Here is a 19,390-nt window from a genome sequence, read left to right as displayed (position 1 = left end):
GAACCGGGACGGCGCCGGCCCGCGCCGCGACGATCGCGGTGATCGGCCGAAGTGGCAGGACCGGGACAGCGCCGGCCCGCGCCGCGACGATCGCGGTGATCGGCCGAAGTGGCAGAGCCGGGACGGCGGGGGTCCGCGCCGCGATGACCGAGGTGATCGGCCCAACTGGCAGAACCGGGACAGCGCCGGCCCGCGTCGCGATGACCGGGGTGATCGGTCGAAGTGGCAGAACCGCTCGGGCGGCGGTGCGGGACGGCCGGGGGACCGAAGCGATCGGCCGAAGTGGCAGAGCCGGGACGGCGGCGGTCCACGCCGCGACGATCGCGGTGAGCGGCCCAACTGGCAGAACCGGGACAGTGCGGGTCCGCGTCGCGATGATCGCGGTGAGCGGCCGAAGTGGCAGGACGGGGACAGTGCGGGTCCGCGTCGCGATGAGCGGGGGGATCGGCCCCGGTGGCAGGAGCGCGAAGGCTCCGGTCCAGGGGAGGACCGGAGCGAGCGTCCCCGGTCGCAGGAGCACGGTGGCCGGGAGGACCGGCCGAGGCGGCGTGAACCGGAGCGGGAGCTGGAGCCGAGGGACACCGGACCGGCGCTGCCTGAGGAGGCGGAACTCGGCGCGCTCGACCCGGAGGCGCGGCGCGAGTTGAGTGGGCTGTCCAAGGCGGTGGCCGAGATCGTCGGAACCCATCTGGTCGCCGCCGGGCTGCTGGTCGACGAGGAACCCGAGCGGGCGCTCGAGCATGCCCGATATGCCCGGTCCCGGGCGTCCCGGGTGGCGATCGTGCGGGAGGCGGCCGGCCTGACCGCCTACCACGCGGGCGAATGGGCCGAGGCGTTGGCCGAGTTGCGGGCGGCCCGCCGGATGGGCGGCAGCAACGCCCACCTGGCCGTGATGGCCGACTGTGAACGCGCGCTCGGGCGGCCGGAGCGGGCTCTTGAGCTGGCCGCGGAGGCTGGTGCGGACGTGCCGGCGGGCACGGCCGTGGAGCTGCGCATCGTGTCGTCCGGCGCGCGCCGGGACATGGGTCAGCTGGACGCGGCGGTCGTCGGGCTGCAGGGGCCGGACCTGGATGCGGCGCGCCGCGACCCGTGGAGTGCCCGGCTGTTCTACGCCTACGCCGACAACCTGGCCGCGGCCGGCCGGGTCGAGGACGCCATCCGGTGGTTCCTCAACGCCGCCGAAGCCGATGACGACGAGCTGACCGACGCCGCCGAGCGGGCCGTCGAGCTCGGCGCCAGCCTCGATCCGGACCACTCGCCGGCCGGCACCCCCGAGCCGGAGAACGCCGTGGAGCCGGCCGCCGCCGATGAGTGACCGCTTACTCGACCGCTACGACGCGGTCCTGCTCGACCTGGACGGCACCGTCTACCGGGGCACCGAGGCGGTGCCCGGTGCCGCCGGGGTGGTGGCCGAGATCCGGGACAGCGGAACCGCCGTCCGGTTCGTCACCAACAACGCGTCACGGTCGCCGGAGCAGGTCGCCGACCACCTGCGCGAGCTGGGCGTGCCGGCCGACGTGGCCGAGGTGTGCACCAGCGCCCAGGCCGCCGCGGCGGTGCTGGCCGACCGGCTGCCCCGGGACGCCACCGTGCTGGTGGTCGGCACCAACGCGCTGGACGACGAGGTCCGCAAGGTCGGCCTGCGCCCCACCGCCCAGGCCTCGGCCGACGTGGTGGCGGTGGTGCAGGGCCTGTCCCAGAACGTCAGTTGGCGCGAGCTGTCCGAGGCCTGCCTGGCGATCCGGGCCGGCGCCCTGTGGGTCGCCTGCAACGTCGACGCCACCCTGCCCACCGAACGCGGCCAGCTGATCGGCAACGGCGCGCTGGTCGCCGCGGTCGCCACCGCGACCGGCGCGCAGCCGGTGGTGGCCGGTAAACCCAGCCGGCCGCTGCTGGACCAGGCCGCCGGCTCCGCGCGGCGGCCGCTGGTGGTGGGCGACCGGCTGGACACCGACATCGCCGGAGCGACGGCGGCCGAGCTCGACTCGCTGTTCGTGCTCAGCGGGGTGAGCACCGCACGCGACGTGCTCACCGCAGGCCCGGCCCTGCGACCCGACTACCTGGCCGCCGACCTGAGCGGGCTGCGCGGCCGGACCGGTGAGCTGGCGATCGCCGAGCAGCCCGGCTGGTCGGTCGAGCGCACCGGCGAGGCGCTGCGGGTCCGCCGGACCACGGCCGGCCCGGACGAGGCGATCAGCCTGCTGCGGACGCTGTGCGCGGTCCACCCGCCGGGCAATGATCTTCCCGAGCTCGTCGCCGAGGACGACACGTCCGCGGCGGCGCTGGCCGAGCTCGGCCTCGAGATCGGCTAGCGTGAAGGAATGCACGTGGAGCCTGACCAGGACGGCACGGCACCCGGACCCGGCGACCCGAACGCCGCGATCGAGGAGGCGGTGGCCGGTCTCGACGAGCTGGACGAGCTTCCGATCGCCGAGCACGTCGCGCGGTTCGACGCGGTACACGTCGCGTTGAACGTCGCACTGTCCACCATCGACAGGGAATGACCCGCAGAGCCCGGCTTGACGCCGAGCTGGTTCGTCGCGGTCTGGCGCGGTCCCGCGAACATGCCTCGCAACTCATCCAGGACGGTCGGGTGACCGTGCGCGGCACCGTGGCCAGCAAGCCGGCGACGGCGGTCGAGGCGGACGCCCCGGTCGTGGTGAAAGGTGTCGCGGACGACCCCGGTTGGGCCTCGCGCGGCGCGCACAAGCTGCTCGGCGCGCTGGCCGCCTTCGAACCGGCCGGGCTGCGGGTGGCCGGGCGGCGCTGCCTGGACGCCGGCGCGTCCACCGGCGGGTTCACCGACGTGCTGCTGCGCCGCGGCGCCCGGAGCGTGGTCGCCGCCGATGTCGGGCGCGGGTTGCTGGACTGGCGGTTGCGCACCGATCCGCGGGTGCTCGTGCTGGACCGGACGAACGTGCGGGCGCTGGAGTCGCGGCAGACCGGCGGCCCGGTGGACCTGGTCGTGGCCGACCTGTCGTTCATCTCGCTGCGCCTGGTGCTGCCCGCCTTGCTGGCCTGCTGCACCCCGGACGCCGACCTGGTGCCCATGATCAAGCCGCAGTTCGAGGTGGGCCGGGACCGGCTCGGGTCCGGCGGCGTGGTGCGCGACCCGGGCCTGCGCGCCGAGGTGGTACGGGACGTGCTGGCCGCGGCGGGGGAGCAGGGTCTGCGGGCGCACGGGGTGGTGGCCAGCCCGCTGCCGGGGCCGGCCGGCAACGTCGAGTACTTTGCCTGGCTGCGCCAGGGTGAACCGCTGGCGGAGGAGCAGGTGGCCGCGTTGGTCGACGTGGCCGTCCGGGAGGGACCGCAGTGAACGACGACCGTGAGGTGCTGCTGGTGATGCACACCGGGCGCGCCGAGGCCAGGGAGACCGCCCAGAAGGCGGCCGCGCGGCTGGCCGCGGCCGGGGTGCGGTTACGGCTGCTGGCCGACGAGGCGGCCGATCTGGGCGGCTCGAGCTACGACTCGGTGGTGCCGTACGGGCCGGACGCCGCGGCCGGCACCGAACTGGTGCTGGTGCTCGGCGGCGACGGCACGCTGCTGCGCGGCGCCGAACTGGCCCGGCCGGCGGACGTGCCGGTGCTCGGCGTGAACCTCGGGCGGGTCGGGTTCCTGGCCGAAGCCGACTCCGACGAGCTCGAGGACGTCATCGCGCACGTGGTGAACCGGCGATACCGGGTCGAGGACCGGATGACCGTGGACGTGACCGCGACACTGGACGGCCGGCGGATCGCCGAGAACTGGGCGCTCAACGAGGCCAGCGTGGAGAAGAGCAGCCGGGAGCGGATCCTGGACGTCCGCATCGAGGTGGACGACCAGCCGGTCTCGTCGTTCGGGTGCGACGGCGTGCTGTGCGCGACGCCGACCGGCTCGACCGCCTACGCGTTCTCCGCGGGCGGGCCGATCGTGTGGCCGGGTGTGCAGGCGATGCTGGTCGTGCCGAGCAACGCGCACGCGATGTTCTCCCGGTCGCTGGCGGTGCCGCCGGACTCGGTGGTCGCCCTGGAGGTCGACCCGGCCGGACATCCGGCGGTGCTGTGCTGCGACGGCCGGCGCATGGTGGACATCCCGCCGGGTGCCCGGGTGGAGGTGGTCCGGGGGGTCAAGCCGGTGAAGCTGGTCCGGCTCGGCGAGGGCACGTTCACCGAACGCCTGGTGCACAAGTTCGAGCTCCCGGTCCAGGGCTGGCGCTCCCGATAACCTTCACGAACATTTGTTCGGCGCGCCCGGACCGGCTGCCGGGTTTCGTCTGGGGCAGCGGCTAAGGTGCCAACCGTGTTGGCCGAGATGCGCATCCAGGGACTCGGCGCCATCGACGAGGCGACGCTGGATCTCCACCCGGGTTTCACCGTGGTCACCGGGGAGACCGGCGCGGGTAAGACGATGGTGGTCACCGGGCTGCACCTGCTCTCCGGCGGCCGGGCCGAGGTGTCCCGGGTCCGCAACGGGGCGCCCCGCGCCGTGGTCGAGGGCCGGTTCGAGGCGCTCGACGGAAGTGTCGCGGCCAAGGTCGCCGGCGAGGCCGGCGCCGAGCCCGACGAGGACGGCAGCCTGATCGCGCTGCGCTCGGTGAGCTCGGACGGCCGGTCGCGGGCACATCTGGGCGGCCGTTCGGTGCCGGTCGGCGTGCTGTCCGAGCTGTCCGACCAGCTGATCGCCGTGCACGGGCAGAACGACCAGCTCCGGCTGCTGCGTCCGGCGGAGCAACGGGCGGTGCTGGACCGGTTCGCCGGCGAGCAGGTGGCCGGCACGCTGGCCGAGTACCGCCGCGTCCGGGACGAGTGGCTGCGGGTGAGCACCGAGCTCACCGAGCGCACCGAACGGTCCCGGGAGCTGGCCCGGGAGGCCGACCTGCTCCGGCACGGGCTGGCCGAGATCGAGGCGGTGGACCCGCAGCCCGGCGAGGACGACATGCTGGCCGCGAAGGCCCGCCGGCTCGCCGACGCCGACCAGCTCCGGGAGACCGCCACCGCGGCGTCGTACGCGGTGACCGGCTCGGCGGAGGGTGACCCGGACGCGCCGGGCGCCCTCGGGCTGCTCGCCGAGGCCAGGCGCCGGCTGACCACCTCGGAGGACCCGCGCCTGCGCGAGCTGGAGCCCCGGCTGGCCGAGGCGTCGGTGCTGCTCGCCGACGTCGGCGCCGAGCTCACCGGCTACCTGGAGACGCTGGACGCCGACCCGGCGGTGCTGGAGCAGGTGCTCGCCCGGCAGGCCGAGCTCAAACAGCTCACCCGCAAGTACGCCGCCGACGTCGACGGCGTGCTGGCCTGGTCCGCGAACGCCACCGAGCGGCTCGCCGGCCTGGACACCTCCGAGGAGGCGCTGGCGGAGCTGGCCCGCCGCCGCGCTGAGCTGGCCGGTGAGCTGGCCCGCGAGGCGCGGCTGCTGACCGCGCACCGGGTGGCGGCGGCCGAGGAGCTGGCCAAGGCGGTCACCGACGAGCTTCGCGGGCTGGCCATGCCGCAGTCGGTTCTTGAGCTGACCGTGACACCGCGGTCGGCCGACGAGCGTGACCCGCACGGGCTGCCGGTCGACGGCAGGTTGCTGCACGCCGGCGCGGACGGGGTCGACGAGGTGGAGCTGCTGCTGCGCGCCCACGACGGTGCGGAGCCGCTGCCGGTGCACAAGGCCGCGTCCGGTGGCGAGCTGTCCCGGGTGATGCTCGCCATCGAGGTGGTGCTCGCGCACTCCGATCCGGTGCCGACGCTGGTGTTCGACGAGGTGGACGCGGGTGTCGGGGGCCGGGCCGCGATCGAGATCGGCCGCCGGCTGGCCCGCCTGGCGCGCAGCCACCAGGTGATCGTGGTGACCCACCTGGCCCAGGTCGCGGCCTTCGCCGACCGGCACATCGTGGTCGACAAGCGGGCCATGGGCGGGGTGGTCGGCGCCGACGTCCGCACCGTCGACGAGCAGGAACGGGTGGTCGAGCTGGCCCGGATGCTGGCCGGCATGGACTCCACCGAGACCGGTCGCGCGCACGCCGAGGAGCTCCTGGCCGTCGCCGACGCCGACAAGCACCATGCCCAGAAACCGTCCCGGCGCAAGGCGTCCAACATGGGGACGATGCGCCGGGTCAGCGGGTGACATTGGCCCGTTCGGTCTAATACATACCGCCATTCGGCGTGGCGCACCGGGGATCGGGCGCCCGCTTGTCACCATCGGCCCCATGAAGCTCAGTGGTCTCCTACCCCGCACCGACCGGAACCTGCCGGGGGCGAGCGGCATCGCCAGGGTGGACCGGCGCACGGAGGCCCTGCTGCGGCGGGTGGGCCCGGGCGACGTCGCCGTGCTCGACCAGGTCGATGTGGACCGGGCGACGGCGGACGCGCTGATCCGGGCCGAGGTCGCCGGGGTGGTCAACGCCTCGCCGTCGATCTCCGGCCGGTTCCCCAACCTCGGGCCGGCGATGCTGGTGGCCGCCGGCGTGGTGCTGATCGACGGCGTGGGGGTCGAGGCGCTGCGGACGATCAAGGAAGGGATGAAGCTCCGGCTGCACGAAGGCGTCGTCTACGCGATGGACCGGGAACTCGCCCGGGGCAGCCAGCACACCGAGGAGAGCGTCGCCGACCTCATGGTGGAGGCCAAGGCGGGTATGTCCGCCCAGCTCGAGGCGTTCTCGGCGAACACCATCGAGTTCCTGCGCCGGGAGCGCACGCTCATCCTGGACGGGGTCGGCGTGCCCGACCTGTCTGTCCCGATGGCGCACCGGCAGGTGCTCGTGGTCGCGCCCGGCCAGGGCTATGTCGAGGAGTTCAAGCGCCTGCGGCGCTACCTCGCCGAGCAGCGGCCGGTGCTGGTCGCCGTCGACACGGCCGCCGACGCCCTGCGGGCCCAGGGCTACCGCCCGGACGTGATCGTCGGCGACCCGGACCGGATCTCCACCGACACGCTGCGCTGCGGTGCCGAGGTGGTGATCCCGGCGCACACCGACGGCCACGCGCCCGGCCTGGAGCGGATCCAGGACCTGGGTATCGGCGCCGTGACGTTCCCGGCCTCGGGCAACGCCGAGGATCTCGCCCTGCTGCTGGCCGACACGCACGGCGCCAGCCTCGTGGTCACGGTCGGCTTCCACGCCACGCTGTCGGAGTTCCTCGACCGCGGCCGGTCCGGCTCGAACCCCTCCACGTTCCTGACCAGGCTCAAGCTGGGTAGCCGGCTGGTCGACGGCCGGGCGGTGGCCGCGCTGCACCCGAGCCGGGTGTCCGGCGCCGTGGTCGCGCTGCTGCTGGTCGCCGCCCTGGTCGCGGTCGTGGTGGCGCTGGCCGTGTCGGGTGTCGGCGACACCTATCTCGACTGGTTCGGACAGGCCTGGCACGGGCTGCTCGGCCGGGCCGGGGGACTGCTCTCGTGATCTCGATCCGCTACCACCTGATCTCGATCTCGGCGGTGCTGCTGGCCCTGGCCGTCGGGGTGCTGCTCGGTTCGAGCACGCTGAGCCGGGAGCTGCTCGGCGGGCTGAGCCGGGAGAACGACAACCTGATCGGGCAGGTGTCCGACCTGGAGCAGCGTGGCGACTCGCTGTCGGTGCGGCTGGCCGAGGCGGACTCGTTCGCCAGCACCATCGGCCCGCTCGCGGTGCGCGGGCAGCTGACCGGACGCACCATCGCGCTGGTCACCACGGCCGACGCCGACCCGGACGACCGGGACGCGCTGAAGGTCCTGATCAGCGCGGCCGGCGCGACCGTGGCCGGGGAGCTGGAGCTGACCGAGGCGTTCACCGATCCGCGGCGCAGTGACGAGCTCAAGGAGATCGTCACCCGGTCCCTGCCGGCCGGGGTGCAGCTGCCGACCGTGTCCGACCCGGGCAGCCTGGCCGGCGGTCTGCTCGGCCCGCTGCTGCTGATCCGCAAGTCCGACAACAAGCCGCAGGCCTCCGCGCCGGAGTCGGCCGCGGCCCTGACCGCGCTGGCCGACGGCGGGTTCCTGCAGGTCGCAGACGGCTTCGCGCCGGCCCAGCTGGCGATCGTGCTGATCGGGGCGGCCCCGGCGGGCGACGACGGGCCGGACCGGTCCGCCACCCTCGCCCGGTTCGCGGCGCAGGTGGACCGGTCGGGAGCCGGCGCGGTGCTGACCGGCCCGGTCGGCACGGCCGGCGGCTCCGGCGCGGTCGGCCTGGCCCGGGCGGACACCTCGGTCGCGCAGATCCTGTCCACAGTGGACAACGTGAACACTCCGGCCGGCCGGATCGTCACCCTGCTCGCGCTGCGCGAGCAGTTGGACGAGCGGTCCGGCCGGTACGGCGTCGCCGGCAACGCCCAGGCACTCGCCCCGGGCCTGACCACGGGCTGAGCCTCCGCCCGGCGTGTCGAAATTCCGACCCGCTGGCCAGGTGATACGGTGGAATCCCGTGGAACGCCTGGCGGGAAGCCCCGCTAAGAACGGCGCCGCCGGGGGCGGCGCCAGGCATGGTCAGATGGTTACGCCACGGGGAGCCCCTTTGCAAGCACGGACCACCAAGCACGTATTCGTCACCGGGGGCGTCGCCTCCTCGCTGGGCAAAGGGCTCACCGCGTCCAGCCTCGGCCAGCTGCTCACGGCTCGCGGTCTGCGGGTCACCATGCAGAAGCTCGACCCGTATCTCAACGTGGACCCGGGCACGATGAACCCCTTCCAGCACGGCGAGGTGTTCGTCACCGACGACGGCGCCGAGACCGACCTGGACATCGGGCACTACGAGCGGTTCCTGGACCGGGACCTGACCGGCAGCGCCAACGTCACCACCGGCCAGGTGTACTCGACCGTGATAGCCAAGGAGCGCCGCGGCGAGTACCTCGGCGACACCGTCCAGGTGATCCCGCACATCACCGACGAGATCAAGTCCCGGATTCGGGCGATGGCCGAGCCGGACGAGACCGGCCGGGCGCCGGACGTGGTGATCACCGAGGTGGGCGGCACGGTCGGCGACATCGAGTCGCTGCCGTTCCTGGAGGCCACCCGGCAGGTCCGGCACGACGTGGGCCGGGACAACTGCTTCTTCCTGCACGTGTCGCTGGTGCCCTACCTGGCCCCGTCCGGTGAGCTGAAGACCAAGCCGACCCAGCACTCGGTGGCCGCGCTGCGCAACATCGGTATCCAGCCGGACGCCATCGTCTGCCGGGCCGACCGGGACATCCCGGACGGGCTCAAGCGCAAGATCGCGCTGATGTGCGATGTGGACACCGACGCCGTGGTGGCCGCCCCGGACGCGCCGTCGATCTACGACATCCCCAAGGTGCTGCACCGCGAGGGCCTGGACGCCTACGTGGTGCGCCGGCTGGGCCTGCCGTTCCGGGACGTGGACTGGACGGTGTGGGGCGACCTGCTGGACCGGGTGCACAGCCCGCACGAGACGGTCCGGATCGCCGTGGTCGGCAAGTACGTCGACCTGCCGGATGCCTACCTGTCGGTGACCGAGGCGTTGCGGGCCGGCGGATTCGCGCACCGGGCCAAGGTGGACGTGGTCTGGGTGCCCTCGGACGACTGCCAGACCCCGGCCGGCGCTGCCGCCGCGCTGTCCGGTGTGGACGGGGTGCTCATTCCGGGCGGGTTCGGCGTCCGCGGGATCGAGGGCAAGATCGGCGCGATCACCTATGCCCGGACCAACCGCGTCCCCACCCTCGGCCTGTGCCTCGGCCTGCAGTGCATGGTGATCGAGATGGCCCGCAACCTCGCCGGCATCGCGGACGCGAACTCCGACGAGTTCGAGACGACGGCCAACGCGGTGATCAGCACCATGGCCGACCAGCAGGACGTGGTGGCCGGCGAGCGGGACATGGGCGGCACCATGCGGCTGGGCGCCTACACCGCGAAGCTCGCCCCGGGTTCGGTGGCGGCCCGCGCCTACGGGGAGCGGGAGGTCTCCGAGCGGCACCGGCACCGTTACGAGGTCAACAACGCCTACCGGGACCGGCTGGCCAACGCGGGCGTGCTGTTCTCCGGGTTGTCCCCGGACGAGCACCTGGTCGAGTTCGTCGAGCTTCCGGCGGAGGTGCATCCGTTCTTCGTCGGCACCCAGGCGCATCCGGAGCTGAAGAGCCGGCCGACCCGGCCGCACCCGCTGTTCGCCGGGTTCGTCAAGGCCGCGATGGACTACTCGGCCGCCGGGCGGCTGCCGGTCGTGCTCCCCGAGCAGTCGGTGACCCCGGCCGGAGTGCATTCGTGAGCGACGAGGCGGACGCCGCACGGCACGCGTTCGACGTGGTGTCCACCCGGGACATCCACGTCGGACGAATCCTGGCGCTGCGGCTGGACGAGGTCGCCATGCCGGGCGGCGGCACCGCGAACCGGGAGGTGGTCGAGCACCTGCCGGCGGTGGCGGTGGTGGCCGTCGACGAGCGGGACAACGTGATGCTGATCCGCCAGTACCGGCACCCGCTCGGCCGGCGGATCTGGGAGCTGCCGGCCGGGCTGATCGACCACGCCGGGGAGGACCCGCTGCAGACCGCGAAGCGGGAACTGGCCGAGGAGGTCGGGCTGGCCGCCGAGCACTGGTCGGTGCTGGTGGACGTGGCCGTCTCGCCGGGTTTCACCGACGAGGCCACCCGGGTCTACCTGGCCACCGGACTGTCCGAGGTGGACCGGGAGATCATGGGCGAGGAGGAGGCCGACCTGACCCAGCGCTGGGTGTCGCTGGACGAGTCGGTCCGGATGACCCTGGCCGGTGAGATCGTCAACGCGGCGTCGGTGGCCGGCCTGCTCGCCGCCCACGTCGTCCGGTCCGGGCTCACCCAGCCCCGGCCGCCCGAGTCTCCCTGGCGGGACCGGTCGACCCGGTTCGCCGCCAGGGAGCAGTAGGGGTCGGCGCGTGAGTTAGACGCTCCCGAGGTCGCGTTCGATCGCGGCCAGTTCCTCGTCGGTGCCCTGCACCTTGGGGCCGGTGAACCACTTGCGGGCCGAGACCAGCCACCAGATACCGGCGAAGCCGAGCACGACCAGCACCGCCACCGGCGTGTAGTTGAACGTCTTCGCGGTGACCGGGCTGACCTGGGGGAGCATGAACAGCACGGCGATGAAGCACACCCAGATCACCGCGATGGTGCCGACCAGCCGGCTCCACCGGCCGAGGTGCCACGGGCCGCGCTGGAACTCCTCACCCTTGTGCAGGCGCAGGAAGGTCGGCAGCACGTAGGCGATGTAGAGGCCGATGACGGCGATCGAGGTGACCGCGGCGTAGGCGGTGGTGTTCCACAGGTAGGGCAGGCCGAGCACGAACGCTCCGGCGGCGGCCAGCCACACCGCGTTGGTCGGGGTGCGGGTGCGCTTGTTCACCCGGTGCCAGAACGACGAGTACGGCAGCGCGCCGTCCCGGGAGAACGCGTAGATCATCCGGGAGTTCGCGGTGACCGAGGACATCCCGCAGAACAGCTGGGCGCCGATCACGATGAGCAGCAACAGCTTCCCGCCGGTCACGCCGATCGCGTCGATGAAGATCTGGGCCGGCGGCGTGGCCGAGGCGACCTCGCTCTCGTAGTCCTGGATGGCGAAGGTCAGGCCGATCAGCAGCACCCAGCCGGCGGCCAGCGACGCCACGATCGACATGACGATGCCGCGCGGTCCGGACCGGGCGGCGTCGTGCGTCTCCTCGGTCATGTGCGCGCTGGCGTCGTAGCCGGTGAACGTGTACTGGGCCAGCAGCAGGCCGAGCAGCGCCACGTAGAAGCCGGACGCCCAGCCGGTGTTGTTGACGAACTCGCCGAACACGAACGAGGCGGACTGGTGCTTGTCCGGCAGGAACACCAGCGCGCCGACGATGATCAGCACGCCGAACACGTGCCACCACACGCTGATGTCGTTGAGCCGGGCCACCAACTGCACGCCGAAGGTGTTCAGCAGCCCGTGCACCACCAGGATGATCCCGAACAGCAGGATCGTGTGGCCCGGGGTGGCGGTGAAGCCGAACTGCAGGTCCAGGAAGGCGTTGAGGAAGAACGCCGCGCCGAAGTCGATGCCGGCGGTGACCGCCACCTGGCCGAGGAAGTTGAACCAGCCGGTGAACCAGGACCAGGCGGGTCCGTGGCTGGGCGCGAGTTTGGCCGCCCAGTAGTACAGCCCGCCCGCGGTCGGGTAGCTGGAGCACACCTCGGCCATCGCCAGGCCCACGAGGAGGGTCATCAGACCGACGATCGGCCAGCCCCAGACGATCATCACCGGGCCGCCGGTGTTCATGCCGAACCCGTAGAGGGTCAGGCAGCCGGACAGGATCGAGATGATCGTGAAGGAGACCGCGAAGTTCGAGAAGCCGGACATCCGGCGAAGTAACTCCTGCGCGTAGCCGAGTTCGTGCAGGCGTTTCTCGTCGGAGTCCGGTGGGGGAGTCTTGGCCTCGGTCTGCGGGCTTTCCTTCGGCACGGCTGCCTCCTCGCTCCCAATGGGCTAGGATCAGTCCTTTAGTTTCGGTAGAGGGTGATCCTCGCCACCCCGTCGTGTCAAGGAGGGAGTCCGAAGTGCGGCACAGCGAAGGCTTACTCACCCTCGACCGGCTTCGCGGGCTGGTGGACGCGGGGGAGATCGACACGGTGCTGGTGGCGCTCACCGACATGCAGGGTCGGTTGCAGGGCAAGCGATGCGGCGCCGAGTACTTCCTCAACGAGGTGGTTCCGCATGCCGCCGAGGCATGCAACTACCTGCTCGCGGTGGACGTCGAGATGAACACCGTCGGCGGCTACCGGATGTCCTCATGGGACCGCGGTTACGGCGACTTCGTCCTGCGGCCGGATCTGTCCACGCTGCGCCGGGTGCCGTGGCACGAGGGCACCGCGCTGGTGCTGGCCGACATCGAGTGGCTCGACGGCTCGCCGGTGCCGGCTTCGCCCCGCCAGATCCTGCGCCGCCAGCTCGACCGGCTGGCCGAGCACAACCTGGCCGCGTTCGTGGGCACCGAACTGGAGTTCATCGTCTTCGACGACTCCTACGAGGAGGCCTGGCGGTCCGGCTACCGCGACCTCAGCCCGGCCAACCAGTACAACGTGGACTACTCGATGATCGGCACCGGCCGGCTCGAGCCGCTGCTGCGCGACATCCGCAACGGGATGTCCGGCGCCGGGATGTACGTGGAGTCGGCCAAGGGCGAGTGCAACCCGGGACAGCACGAGATCGCCTTCCGCTACGCCGACGCGCTGACCACCTGCGACAACCACAGCATCTACAAGACCGGGGCCAAGGAGATCGCCGCCCGGCACGGCAAGAGCCTGACCTTCATGGCCAAGTACAACGAGCGGGAGGGCAACTCCTGCCACATCCACATCAGCCTGCGCGGCACCGACGGCACACCGGCCTTTCCCGGCGACGGCCCGAACGGCTTCGCTCCGGTGATGGAGCGGTTCCTGGCCGGACAGCTGGCCTGCACCCGCGAGCTGACCTACTTCTTCGCGCCGAACATCAACTCCTACAAGCGGTTCGTCGCCGGCAGCTTCGCGCCGACCACGATCGCCTGGGGCCGGGACAACCGGACCTGCGCGCTGCGCGTGGTCGGCCACGGCGACTCGCTGCGGATGGAGAACCGGGTGGCCGGCGGCGACGTCAACCCCTACCTGGCGGTGGCCGCGCTGATCGCCGCCGGGCTGCACGGCATCCGGGAGGACCTGGCGCTGGAGCCCGAGCTGGTCGGCAACGCCTACCAGCACGGCGACCGGCCGCAGGTGCCCGCCACCATGCGCGAGGCGGCGGCGCTGCTCGCCGAGAGCAAGCTGGCCCGGGCGGCCTTCGGCGACGAGGTGGTGGAGCACTACCTGAACAACGCGCGGGTCGAGATGGCGGCCTTCGACGCGGCCGTGACCGACTGGGAGAAGGTTCGTGGGTTCGAGCGGCTCTGAGGTTCCGCGCTTGATTGGGCGCGCGCGATCGGATCCGCGGGGCAGGCCATGGTTGCCGCGGCCCGCCGGTCTGGCACGTCGGTGGCCTGCCGCCACGAATCCGGGCCTTCGGCCGGGGGCGCGCGCAGCTGGTCACCCTGGTCGGAACGCTGACGGAGCCGTTTCCAGGCCGCTCATCGGAATCGCCTGCTACCTGGAGCAGACCCGGTTCGGGGTGTGGGACATCCCGGCGGCCGTGCTCGGCCGGGGCTACCTGGACTGCGTGGTCGCCGCCGGCGGCACCCCCGTGTTGCTGCCGCCGGTCGGCTCGTGGAGCGCCACGGCGGTGTCCCGGTTGGACGCTCTGGTGCTGGCGGGTGGTCCGGACCTCGATCCGGCCGGCTACGACCGGCCGCCGCACCCGGAGACCGGCCGGCCCCGGGCCGAGCGGGACGCCACCGAGCTGGCGTTGCTCGACGTGGCGCTGCGTACCGGCATTCCGCTGCTGGGCGTGTGCCGGGGCATGCAGATTCTCAACGTCGGCCTCGGCGGCACCCTGCACCAGCATCTGCCGGACCGGCTGGGTCACACCGCCCACCTGCCCGCGCCAGGTGTGTTCGGCCGGGTGCCGGTGAAGATCGCGCCGGACAGCCGGCTGGCCGGATACCTCGGGCACGAGGTGGAGGTGGCGTGCCACCATCATCAGGGCCTCGACGCGCTGGGCGCCGGTCTGGTCCCGGTGGCGTGGGCGCCCGACGGGTCGGTCGAGGCGGTCGAACTGCCGGCAGCGCCCTTCGCGATGGGAATCCAATGGCATCCGGAGGAGGACACCACGGACATCCGGTTGTTCGAGGCGTTGGTTCGCGCGGCCCGGGAGCGGGCATGACGGCCACCTTCGACGTGATCAACCCGGCCACCGAGCAGGTGGTCGAGACGGTCGAGCTGACCTCGGCGGAGCAGACCGACGCGGCGATCGGGCGGGCCGTGGCCGCCGGGCCGGCGTGGCGCGCGGTCGCCCCGGGCGAGCGGGCCCGGCTGCTGCGCGCGTTCGCCGAGGCGGTGCGCGCCGACCAGGAGAACCTGGCCCGCCTGGAGGTGGCCAACTCCGGGCACACCATCGGCAACGCTCGCTGGGAGGCCGGCAACGTCGCCGACGTCCTGCACTACTACGCGGCCGCGCCGGAACGGTTGTTCGGCCGGCAGATCCCGGCGCCCGGCGGCGTGGACATCACCTTCGCCGAGCCGCTCGGCGTGGTCGGGGTGATCGTGCCGTGGAACTTCCCGATGCCGATCGCCGGCTGGGGCTTCGCGCCGGCGCTGGCCGCCGGTAACACCGTGGTGCTCAAACCGGCCGAGCTCACCCCGCTGACCGCACTGCGGCTGGCCGAACTTGCCCGGTCGGCCGGGCTGCCGGCCGACGTGTTCCAGGTGCTGCCCGGCAAGGGATCCGTTGTGGGTCAACGGTTCGTCGAGCATCCGGCGGTGCGGAAGATCGTGTTCACCGGTTCGACCGAGGTCGGCAAGCGGATCATGGCCGGGTGCGCGGACCAGGTGAAGCGGTTGACCCTGGAGCTGGGCGGCAAGAACGCCAACATCGTCTTCGCCGACGCCGATCTGGAGCGGGCCGCCGCGTCCGCGCCCTACGGCGTGTTCGACAACGCCGGCCAGGACTGCTGCGCCCGGTCCCGGATCCTGGTGCAGCGCAACGTGTTCGACCGGTTCCTGGAGCTGCTGGAGCCGGCCGTGCGCGGGGTCGTCGTCGGTGACCCGGCCGACGAGAAGACCGAGATGGGTCCGCTGATCTCGGCGGCGCACCGGTCCAGCGTGGCCGCCTACGTGCCGGACGACGCCCCGGTGGCCTTCCGCGGCCACGCTCCGGACGGGCCCGGGTTCTGGTTCCCGCCAACGGTTCTGCTGCCGTCCTCGCCGGCCGACCGCACGGTGGTGGAGGAGATCTTCGGCCCGGTGGTCACCGTGCAGGCCTTCGACGACGAGGCCGACGCGATCCGGATGGCCAACGCCACCGAGTACGGCCTGTCCGGCTCGATCTGGACCCGGGACGTCGGCCGGGCGCTGCGGGTGGCCCGCGCGGTCGAGGCGGGGAACCTGTCGGTGAACTCGCACTCGTCGGTGCGGTACTGGACCCCGTTCGGCGGGGTCAAACAGTCCGGTCTCGGCCGCGAGCTCGGGCCGGACGCCCTGGCCGCGTTCACCGAGACGAAGAACGTGTTTCTGGCTACGGAGGACTAGGTGCGCCTACAGGATCGGGTCGCGGTGATCACCGGTGCGGCGAGCGGGATCGGCCTGGCCACCGCGCGCAGGTTCGCCGCCGAGGGCGCGGTGGTCGTCGCGGTGGACGTCAACACCGACGCGATCGCCACGCTGGCCAAGGAGACCGGCGGCGAGGCGATCACCTGCGACGTGACCGACGAGGCCGCGGTCGAGGCGATGTTCGACTCGGTCGCGACCGGCCACGGCCGGGTGGACATCGCGTTCAACAACGCCGGCATCTCCCCGCCCGAGGACGACTCGATCCTCACCACCGGGATCGAGGCCTGGGAGCACGTCCAGCGGGTCAACCTGACCTCGGTGTACCTGTGCTGCAAGTACGTGTTGCCGCACATGCGCCGGGCCGGCCGGGGCTCGATCATCAACACCGCGTCGTTCGTGGCGGTCATGGGCGCGGCCACCTCCCAGATCTCCTACACCGCGTCAAAGGGCGGCGTGCTGGCGATGAGCCGGGAGCTGGGCGTGCAGTTCGCCCGCGAGGGAATCAGGGTGAACGCGCTGTGCCCCGGTCCGGTGAACACCCCGCTGCTCAAGGAGTTGTTCGCCAAGGACCCGGAGCGGGCGGCCCGTCGGCTGGTGCACGTCCCGGTCGGCCGGTTCGCCGAACCGGCGGAGATCGCCGCCGCGGTCGCGTTCCTGGCCAGCGACGACGCCTCGTTCATCACCGCGTCGACGTTCCTGGTGGACGGCGGCATCTCGGGCGCGTACGTGACGCCGCTGTAGGAGCGCCGATGTCCACTCTGGCCAGTGCGGGCGAGGCGGTGTTCCGTCCCGTCCGCACCGGCAACGCCTTCGAGGAGACCGTCGAGCGACTGCTGCAGGCGATCCGGCTCGGCGTGGCCGGGCCGGGGGAGCGGCTGCCGGCCGAGCGGGACCTGGCCGCCCGGCTCGGGGTGAGCCGGGTGACGCTGCGCGAGGCGATCCGGGCGCTGGCCGCCGCCGGCTACGTCGAGTCGCGGCGCGGCCGCTACGGCGGCACGTTCGTCACCGAGGTGCTGCCGCCGGTCGGGGGTGGCCGGCCGCGCGAGGAGCTCGCCGCCGGGCTCGAGGACGTGCTGACCCTGCGCCGGGTGCTGGAAACCGGGGCCGCCGAGGCGGCCGCCCGCCGCGAGCTGACCGCCGCCGACCGGGAGCACCTGCGGGTGGCGCTGGAGGAGGCCGGCACGACCGACCCGGCCGAGTACCGGCGCCGGGACTCCCGCCTGCACCTGGCGATCGCCGAGGCCACCGCGTCCGGCCTGCTCACCAGCGCGGTCGCCGACGTGCGGATCCGGGTCAACGAGCTACTGGACGCGATTCCGTTGCTGGACACCAACATTGAGCACTCGCACGCGCAGCACCGCCGGGTGGTGGCGCGCATCCTGGTCGGCGACCCGGCCGGCGCCCGCCGCGCGATGGCCGAGCACCTGGACGGCACCGCCGCGCTGCTGCGCGGCTTCCTCTCCTAGCACCGGTACCGGGATAACGCGCGGCTGACCCGTTCGCGCAGCTCCGGTCGCGTGGCGAGCTCGCGGGTCAGACGCTCGGCGGGGTCCGCCGGCAGCAGGCCCCACGCGGCCAGCTCCGCGAACACGGTCTGCTGGGTGCCGAACGGCAGCGGGCTTCCGTCGCCGCCGGCCAGAACGCCCCATTTGGACTCGTAGTAGTACACCTCGGCCGGCAGCTCCATGGCGAACGGCAGCCGCAGGTCCGAACTGGACGCCGCGATCCGGTGGTAGTTCGGCTCGGTCGCGTCCAGACAGCCGAGCTGCTCCTCGGTCAGCACCGACACCACGACCCGGGCCCGGGAGTCCGGCTCGGGGTAGGGCGAGGCCGGCACGAAGCCGACCAGGCTGACGTGGGCGGAGTAGCCGAGCGCGATGCCGGCCAGGCTGCCCAGCACGTGCGGGATCGTGGTGGACACCCCCCGGCGCTCGAACTTGCGGCGCAGCACGTCCGGGTTGGCGTTGCTGCCGAGGCCCAGCACGAACCGGCAGGCGCGCGGGTCGACCCCGGCCCGGCGCAGCTCGCGGACCACGTCGGGTCCGGTCTCCAGCGGGGTGAGCCGGTCGCCGACCTGCAGGCAGGAGAACGGCAGGAACGGGCCTGGGTAGTGCCATGGCTCGGTGCGCAGGTCCGCGGTCAGGCCCAGCTCCGCGATCGACCGGTCCCCGGACATGGAACTCATGCTGACAGGGCGCAGGAGGGCTACCCTGTGGCGGGTGTTGATCGGAGTTCCCCGTGAGGTGAAGAACCACGAGTACCGGGTCGCGATCACCCCGGCCGGGGTGGTCGAACTGGTGCATCGCGGTCATGAGGTGCTGATCGAGACCGGCGCGGGCGTCGGCTCGCTGGTGCCCGACACCGACTATCTGGCGGCCGGCGCCAAGATCGCCCCGACGGCCGACGACACCTGGGCCGAGGCCGACCTCGTGCTCAAGGTCAAGGAGCCGATGCCGGAGGAGTACGGCCGGCTGCGCCGGGGCCAGATCCTGTTCACCTACCTGCACCTGGCGGCCAACGAGGAGTGCACCCGGGCGCTGGTCGACGCGGGCAGCACGGCGATCGCCTACGAGACCGTGCAGACCGCCGACCGCGCGCTGCCGCTGCTCGCGCCGATGAGCGAGGTCGCCGGCCGGATGGCGCCGCAGGTCGGGGCGCACTGCCTGGAGCGGGCGCAGGGCGGGCGGGGCGTGCTGCTCGGCGGGGTGTCCGGAGTGCCGGCCGGCAAGGTCGCGGTGATCGGCGCCGGGGTGGCCGGGATGAACGCCGCCAGCATCGCGCTGGGCCTGCAGGGCGAGGTGGTGGTGCTGGACAACAACATCAACCGGCTGCGGGAGATCGACTTCACCTACCGGGGGCACCTGCAGACCGTCGCCAGCAACGCCTACGAGGTGGACAAGGCCTGCCGCTGGGCGGATCTGGTGATCGGCGCGGTGCTGGTGCCGGGGGCGAAGGCGCCGAAACTCGTGAGCAACGAGTTGGTGGCGCAGATGCGGCCCGGCTCGGTGCTGGTGGACATCGCGATCGACCAGGGCGGCTGCTTCGAGGACTCGCGGCCGACCACGCACGCCGATCCCACGTTCACCGTGCACAACTCGGTGTTCTACTGCGTGGCCAACATGCCCGGCGCGGTGCCGAACACGTCCACCTGGGCGCTGACCAACGTGACCCTGCCCTACGCGCTCGCCTTGGCCGACAAGGGGTTCGCCGGTGCCGTGCGGGACGACCCGGCGTTGGCCCGCGGGGTCAACGTGCACGGCGGCGCGGTGGTGCTGGAGGAGGTGGCGGCGGCGCACGGGATGCCGTTCACGCCGCTGGTGGGTGCGATCGGCGGTGCGGCCTGACCG

At 72.7% G+C, this 19,390-nt stretch carries 17 protein-coding genes and 1 pseudogene; 16 read left to right on the top strand and 2 right to left on the bottom strand.

What is annotated here, in order from left to right:
* The 10 genes and pseudogenes from VFO68_RS03635 to VFO68_RS03590 form a co-directional block, all read left to right on the top strand.
* A pseudogene (locus VFO68_RS03635) lies at positions 1 to 1,315 on the top strand (hypothetical protein); the annotation flags it as partial.
* Entirely contained in the window at positions 1,308 to 2,312 is a 1,005-nt protein-coding gene (locus VFO68_RS03630) for an HAD-IIA family hydrolase (protein ID WP_325156692.1), read from the top strand. The pseudogene VFO68_RS03635 and the gene VFO68_RS03630, both read left to right, overlap by 8 nt.
* Positions 2,313 to 2,321: 9 nt before the next feature.
* The gene (locus VFO68_RS03625) at positions 2,322 to 2,504 is read left to right on the top strand and encodes a hypothetical protein (protein WP_325156691.1); all 183 of its coding nucleotides are present in this window, start codon (positions 2,322 to 2,324) and stop codon (positions 2,502 to 2,504) included.
* Complete coding sequence (locus tag VFO68_RS03620; protein ID WP_325156690.1) at positions 2,501 to 3,316, top strand: TlyA family RNA methyltransferase; 816 nt, start codon at positions 2,501 to 2,503, stop codon at positions 3,314 to 3,316. Before VFO68_RS03625 ends, VFO68_RS03620 begins: the two co-directional genes overlap by 4 nt.
* Entirely contained in the window at positions 3,313 to 4,203 is an 891-nt protein-coding gene (locus tag VFO68_RS03615) for an NAD kinase (RefSeq protein ID WP_325156689.1), read from the top strand. Before VFO68_RS03620 ends, VFO68_RS03615 begins: the two co-directional genes overlap by 4 nt.
* A gap of 87 nt (positions 4,204 to 4,290) precedes the next feature.
* On the top strand, positions 4,291 to 6,087 hold the full coding sequence (recN, locus tag VFO68_RS03610; RefSeq protein WP_414635449.1) for a DNA repair protein RecN: 1,797 nt from the start codon (positions 4,291 to 4,293) through the stop codon (positions 6,085 to 6,087).
* Between the two features lie 82 nt (positions 6,088 to 6,169).
* Entirely contained in the window at positions 6,170 to 7,354 is a 1,185-nt protein-coding gene (gene steA / locus VFO68_RS03605; protein ID WP_325156687.1) for a putative cytokinetic ring protein SteA, read from the top strand.
* Positions 7,351 to 8,292 carry a copper transporter gene (locus tag VFO68_RS03600; protein WP_325156686.1) on the top strand — a complete coding sequence of 314 codons (942 nt, stop codon included), beginning with the start codon at positions 7,351 to 7,353 and terminating at the stop codon, positions 8,290 to 8,292. The genes steA and VFO68_RS03600 overlap by 4 nt, the downstream gene beginning before the upstream one ends.
* A 148-nt stretch (positions 8,293 to 8,440) precedes the next feature.
* Positions 8,441 to 10,144: a CTP synthase gene (locus tag VFO68_RS03595; RefSeq protein WP_325156685.1), complete on the top strand. Its 1,704-nt coding sequence runs from the start codon at positions 8,441 to 8,443 to the stop codon at positions 10,142 to 10,144.
* Positions 10,141 to 10,776 (top strand): NUDIX hydrolase, encoded by a 636-nt coding sequence (locus VFO68_RS03590; RefSeq protein ID WP_325156684.1) that lies wholly within the window; start codon positions 10,141 to 10,143, stop codon positions 10,774 to 10,776. Before VFO68_RS03595 ends, VFO68_RS03590 begins: the two co-directional genes overlap by 4 nt.
* 15 nt (positions 10,777 to 10,791) lie before the next feature.
* Here the strand turns inward: VFO68_RS03590 and VFO68_RS03585 are convergent, their stop codons facing one another.
* On the bottom strand, positions 10,792 to 12,228 hold the full coding sequence (locus VFO68_RS03585) for an amino acid permease (RefSeq protein WP_325156694.1): 1,437 nt from the start codon (positions 12,226 to 12,228) through the stop codon (positions 10,792 to 10,794).
* 197 nt (positions 12,229 to 12,425) lie between these two features.
* Between VFO68_RS03585 and VFO68_RS03580 the strand changes: the two genes are divergently transcribed.
* From VFO68_RS03580 to VFO68_RS03560, 5 genes are all read left to right on the top strand, one after another.
* A complete protein-coding gene (locus VFO68_RS03580) occupies positions 12,426 to 13,793 on the top strand; it encodes a glutamine synthetase family protein (protein WP_325156683.1) in 1,368 nt (455 codons plus the stop codon).
* Between the two features lie 175 nt (positions 13,794 to 13,968).
* The gene (locus VFO68_RS03575) at positions 13,969 to 14,658 is read left to right on the top strand and encodes a gamma-glutamyl-gamma-aminobutyrate hydrolase family protein (RefSeq protein ID WP_325156693.1); all 690 of its coding nucleotides are present in this window, start codon (positions 13,969 to 13,971) and stop codon (positions 14,656 to 14,658) included.
* Positions 14,655 to 16,022 carry an aldehyde dehydrogenase family protein gene (locus VFO68_RS03570; protein ID WP_325156682.1) on the top strand — a complete coding sequence of 456 codons (1,368 nt, stop codon included), beginning with the start codon at positions 14,655 to 14,657 and terminating at the stop codon, positions 16,020 to 16,022. Before VFO68_RS03575 ends, VFO68_RS03570 begins: the two co-directional genes overlap by 4 nt.
* On the top strand, positions 16,023 to 16,784 hold the full coding sequence (locus tag VFO68_RS03565) for a 3-oxoacyl-ACP reductase (RefSeq protein ID WP_325156681.1): 762 nt from the start codon (positions 16,023 to 16,025) through the stop codon (positions 16,782 to 16,784). It begins immediately after the preceding gene.
* A gap of 8 nt (positions 16,785 to 16,792) precedes the next feature.
* Positions 16,793 to 17,509, top strand: a complete 717-nt coding sequence (locus tag VFO68_RS03560; protein WP_325156680.1) for a FadR/GntR family transcriptional regulator — start codon at positions 16,793 to 16,795, stop codon at positions 17,507 to 17,509.
* Here the strand turns inward: VFO68_RS03560 and VFO68_RS03555 are convergent.
* Positions 17,506 to 18,219: a hypothetical protein gene (locus VFO68_RS03555; RefSeq protein WP_325156679.1), complete on the bottom strand. Its 714-nt coding sequence runs from the start codon at positions 18,217 to 18,219 to the stop codon at positions 17,506 to 17,508. The genes VFO68_RS03560 and VFO68_RS03555 overlap by 4 nt on opposite strands.
* Before the next feature lie 43 nt (positions 18,220 to 18,262).
* On the opposite strand from VFO68_RS03555, the gene ald reads away from it, so the two are divergent.
* Complete coding sequence (gene ald, locus VFO68_RS03550) at positions 18,263 to 19,387, top strand: alanine dehydrogenase (protein ID WP_325156678.1); 1,125 nt, start codon at positions 18,263 to 18,265, stop codon at positions 19,385 to 19,387.
* Positions 19,388 to 19,390 lie beyond the last annotated feature (3 nt).

Source organism: Actinophytocola sp. (assembly GCF_035712165.1).
Lineage (GTDB): Bacteria > Actinomycetota > Actinomycetes > Mycobacteriales > Pseudonocardiaceae > DASYTH01.
The sequence above is the reverse complement of the archived record's forward strand: the minus strand, read 5'-3'. Positions and strand labels throughout refer to the sequence as shown.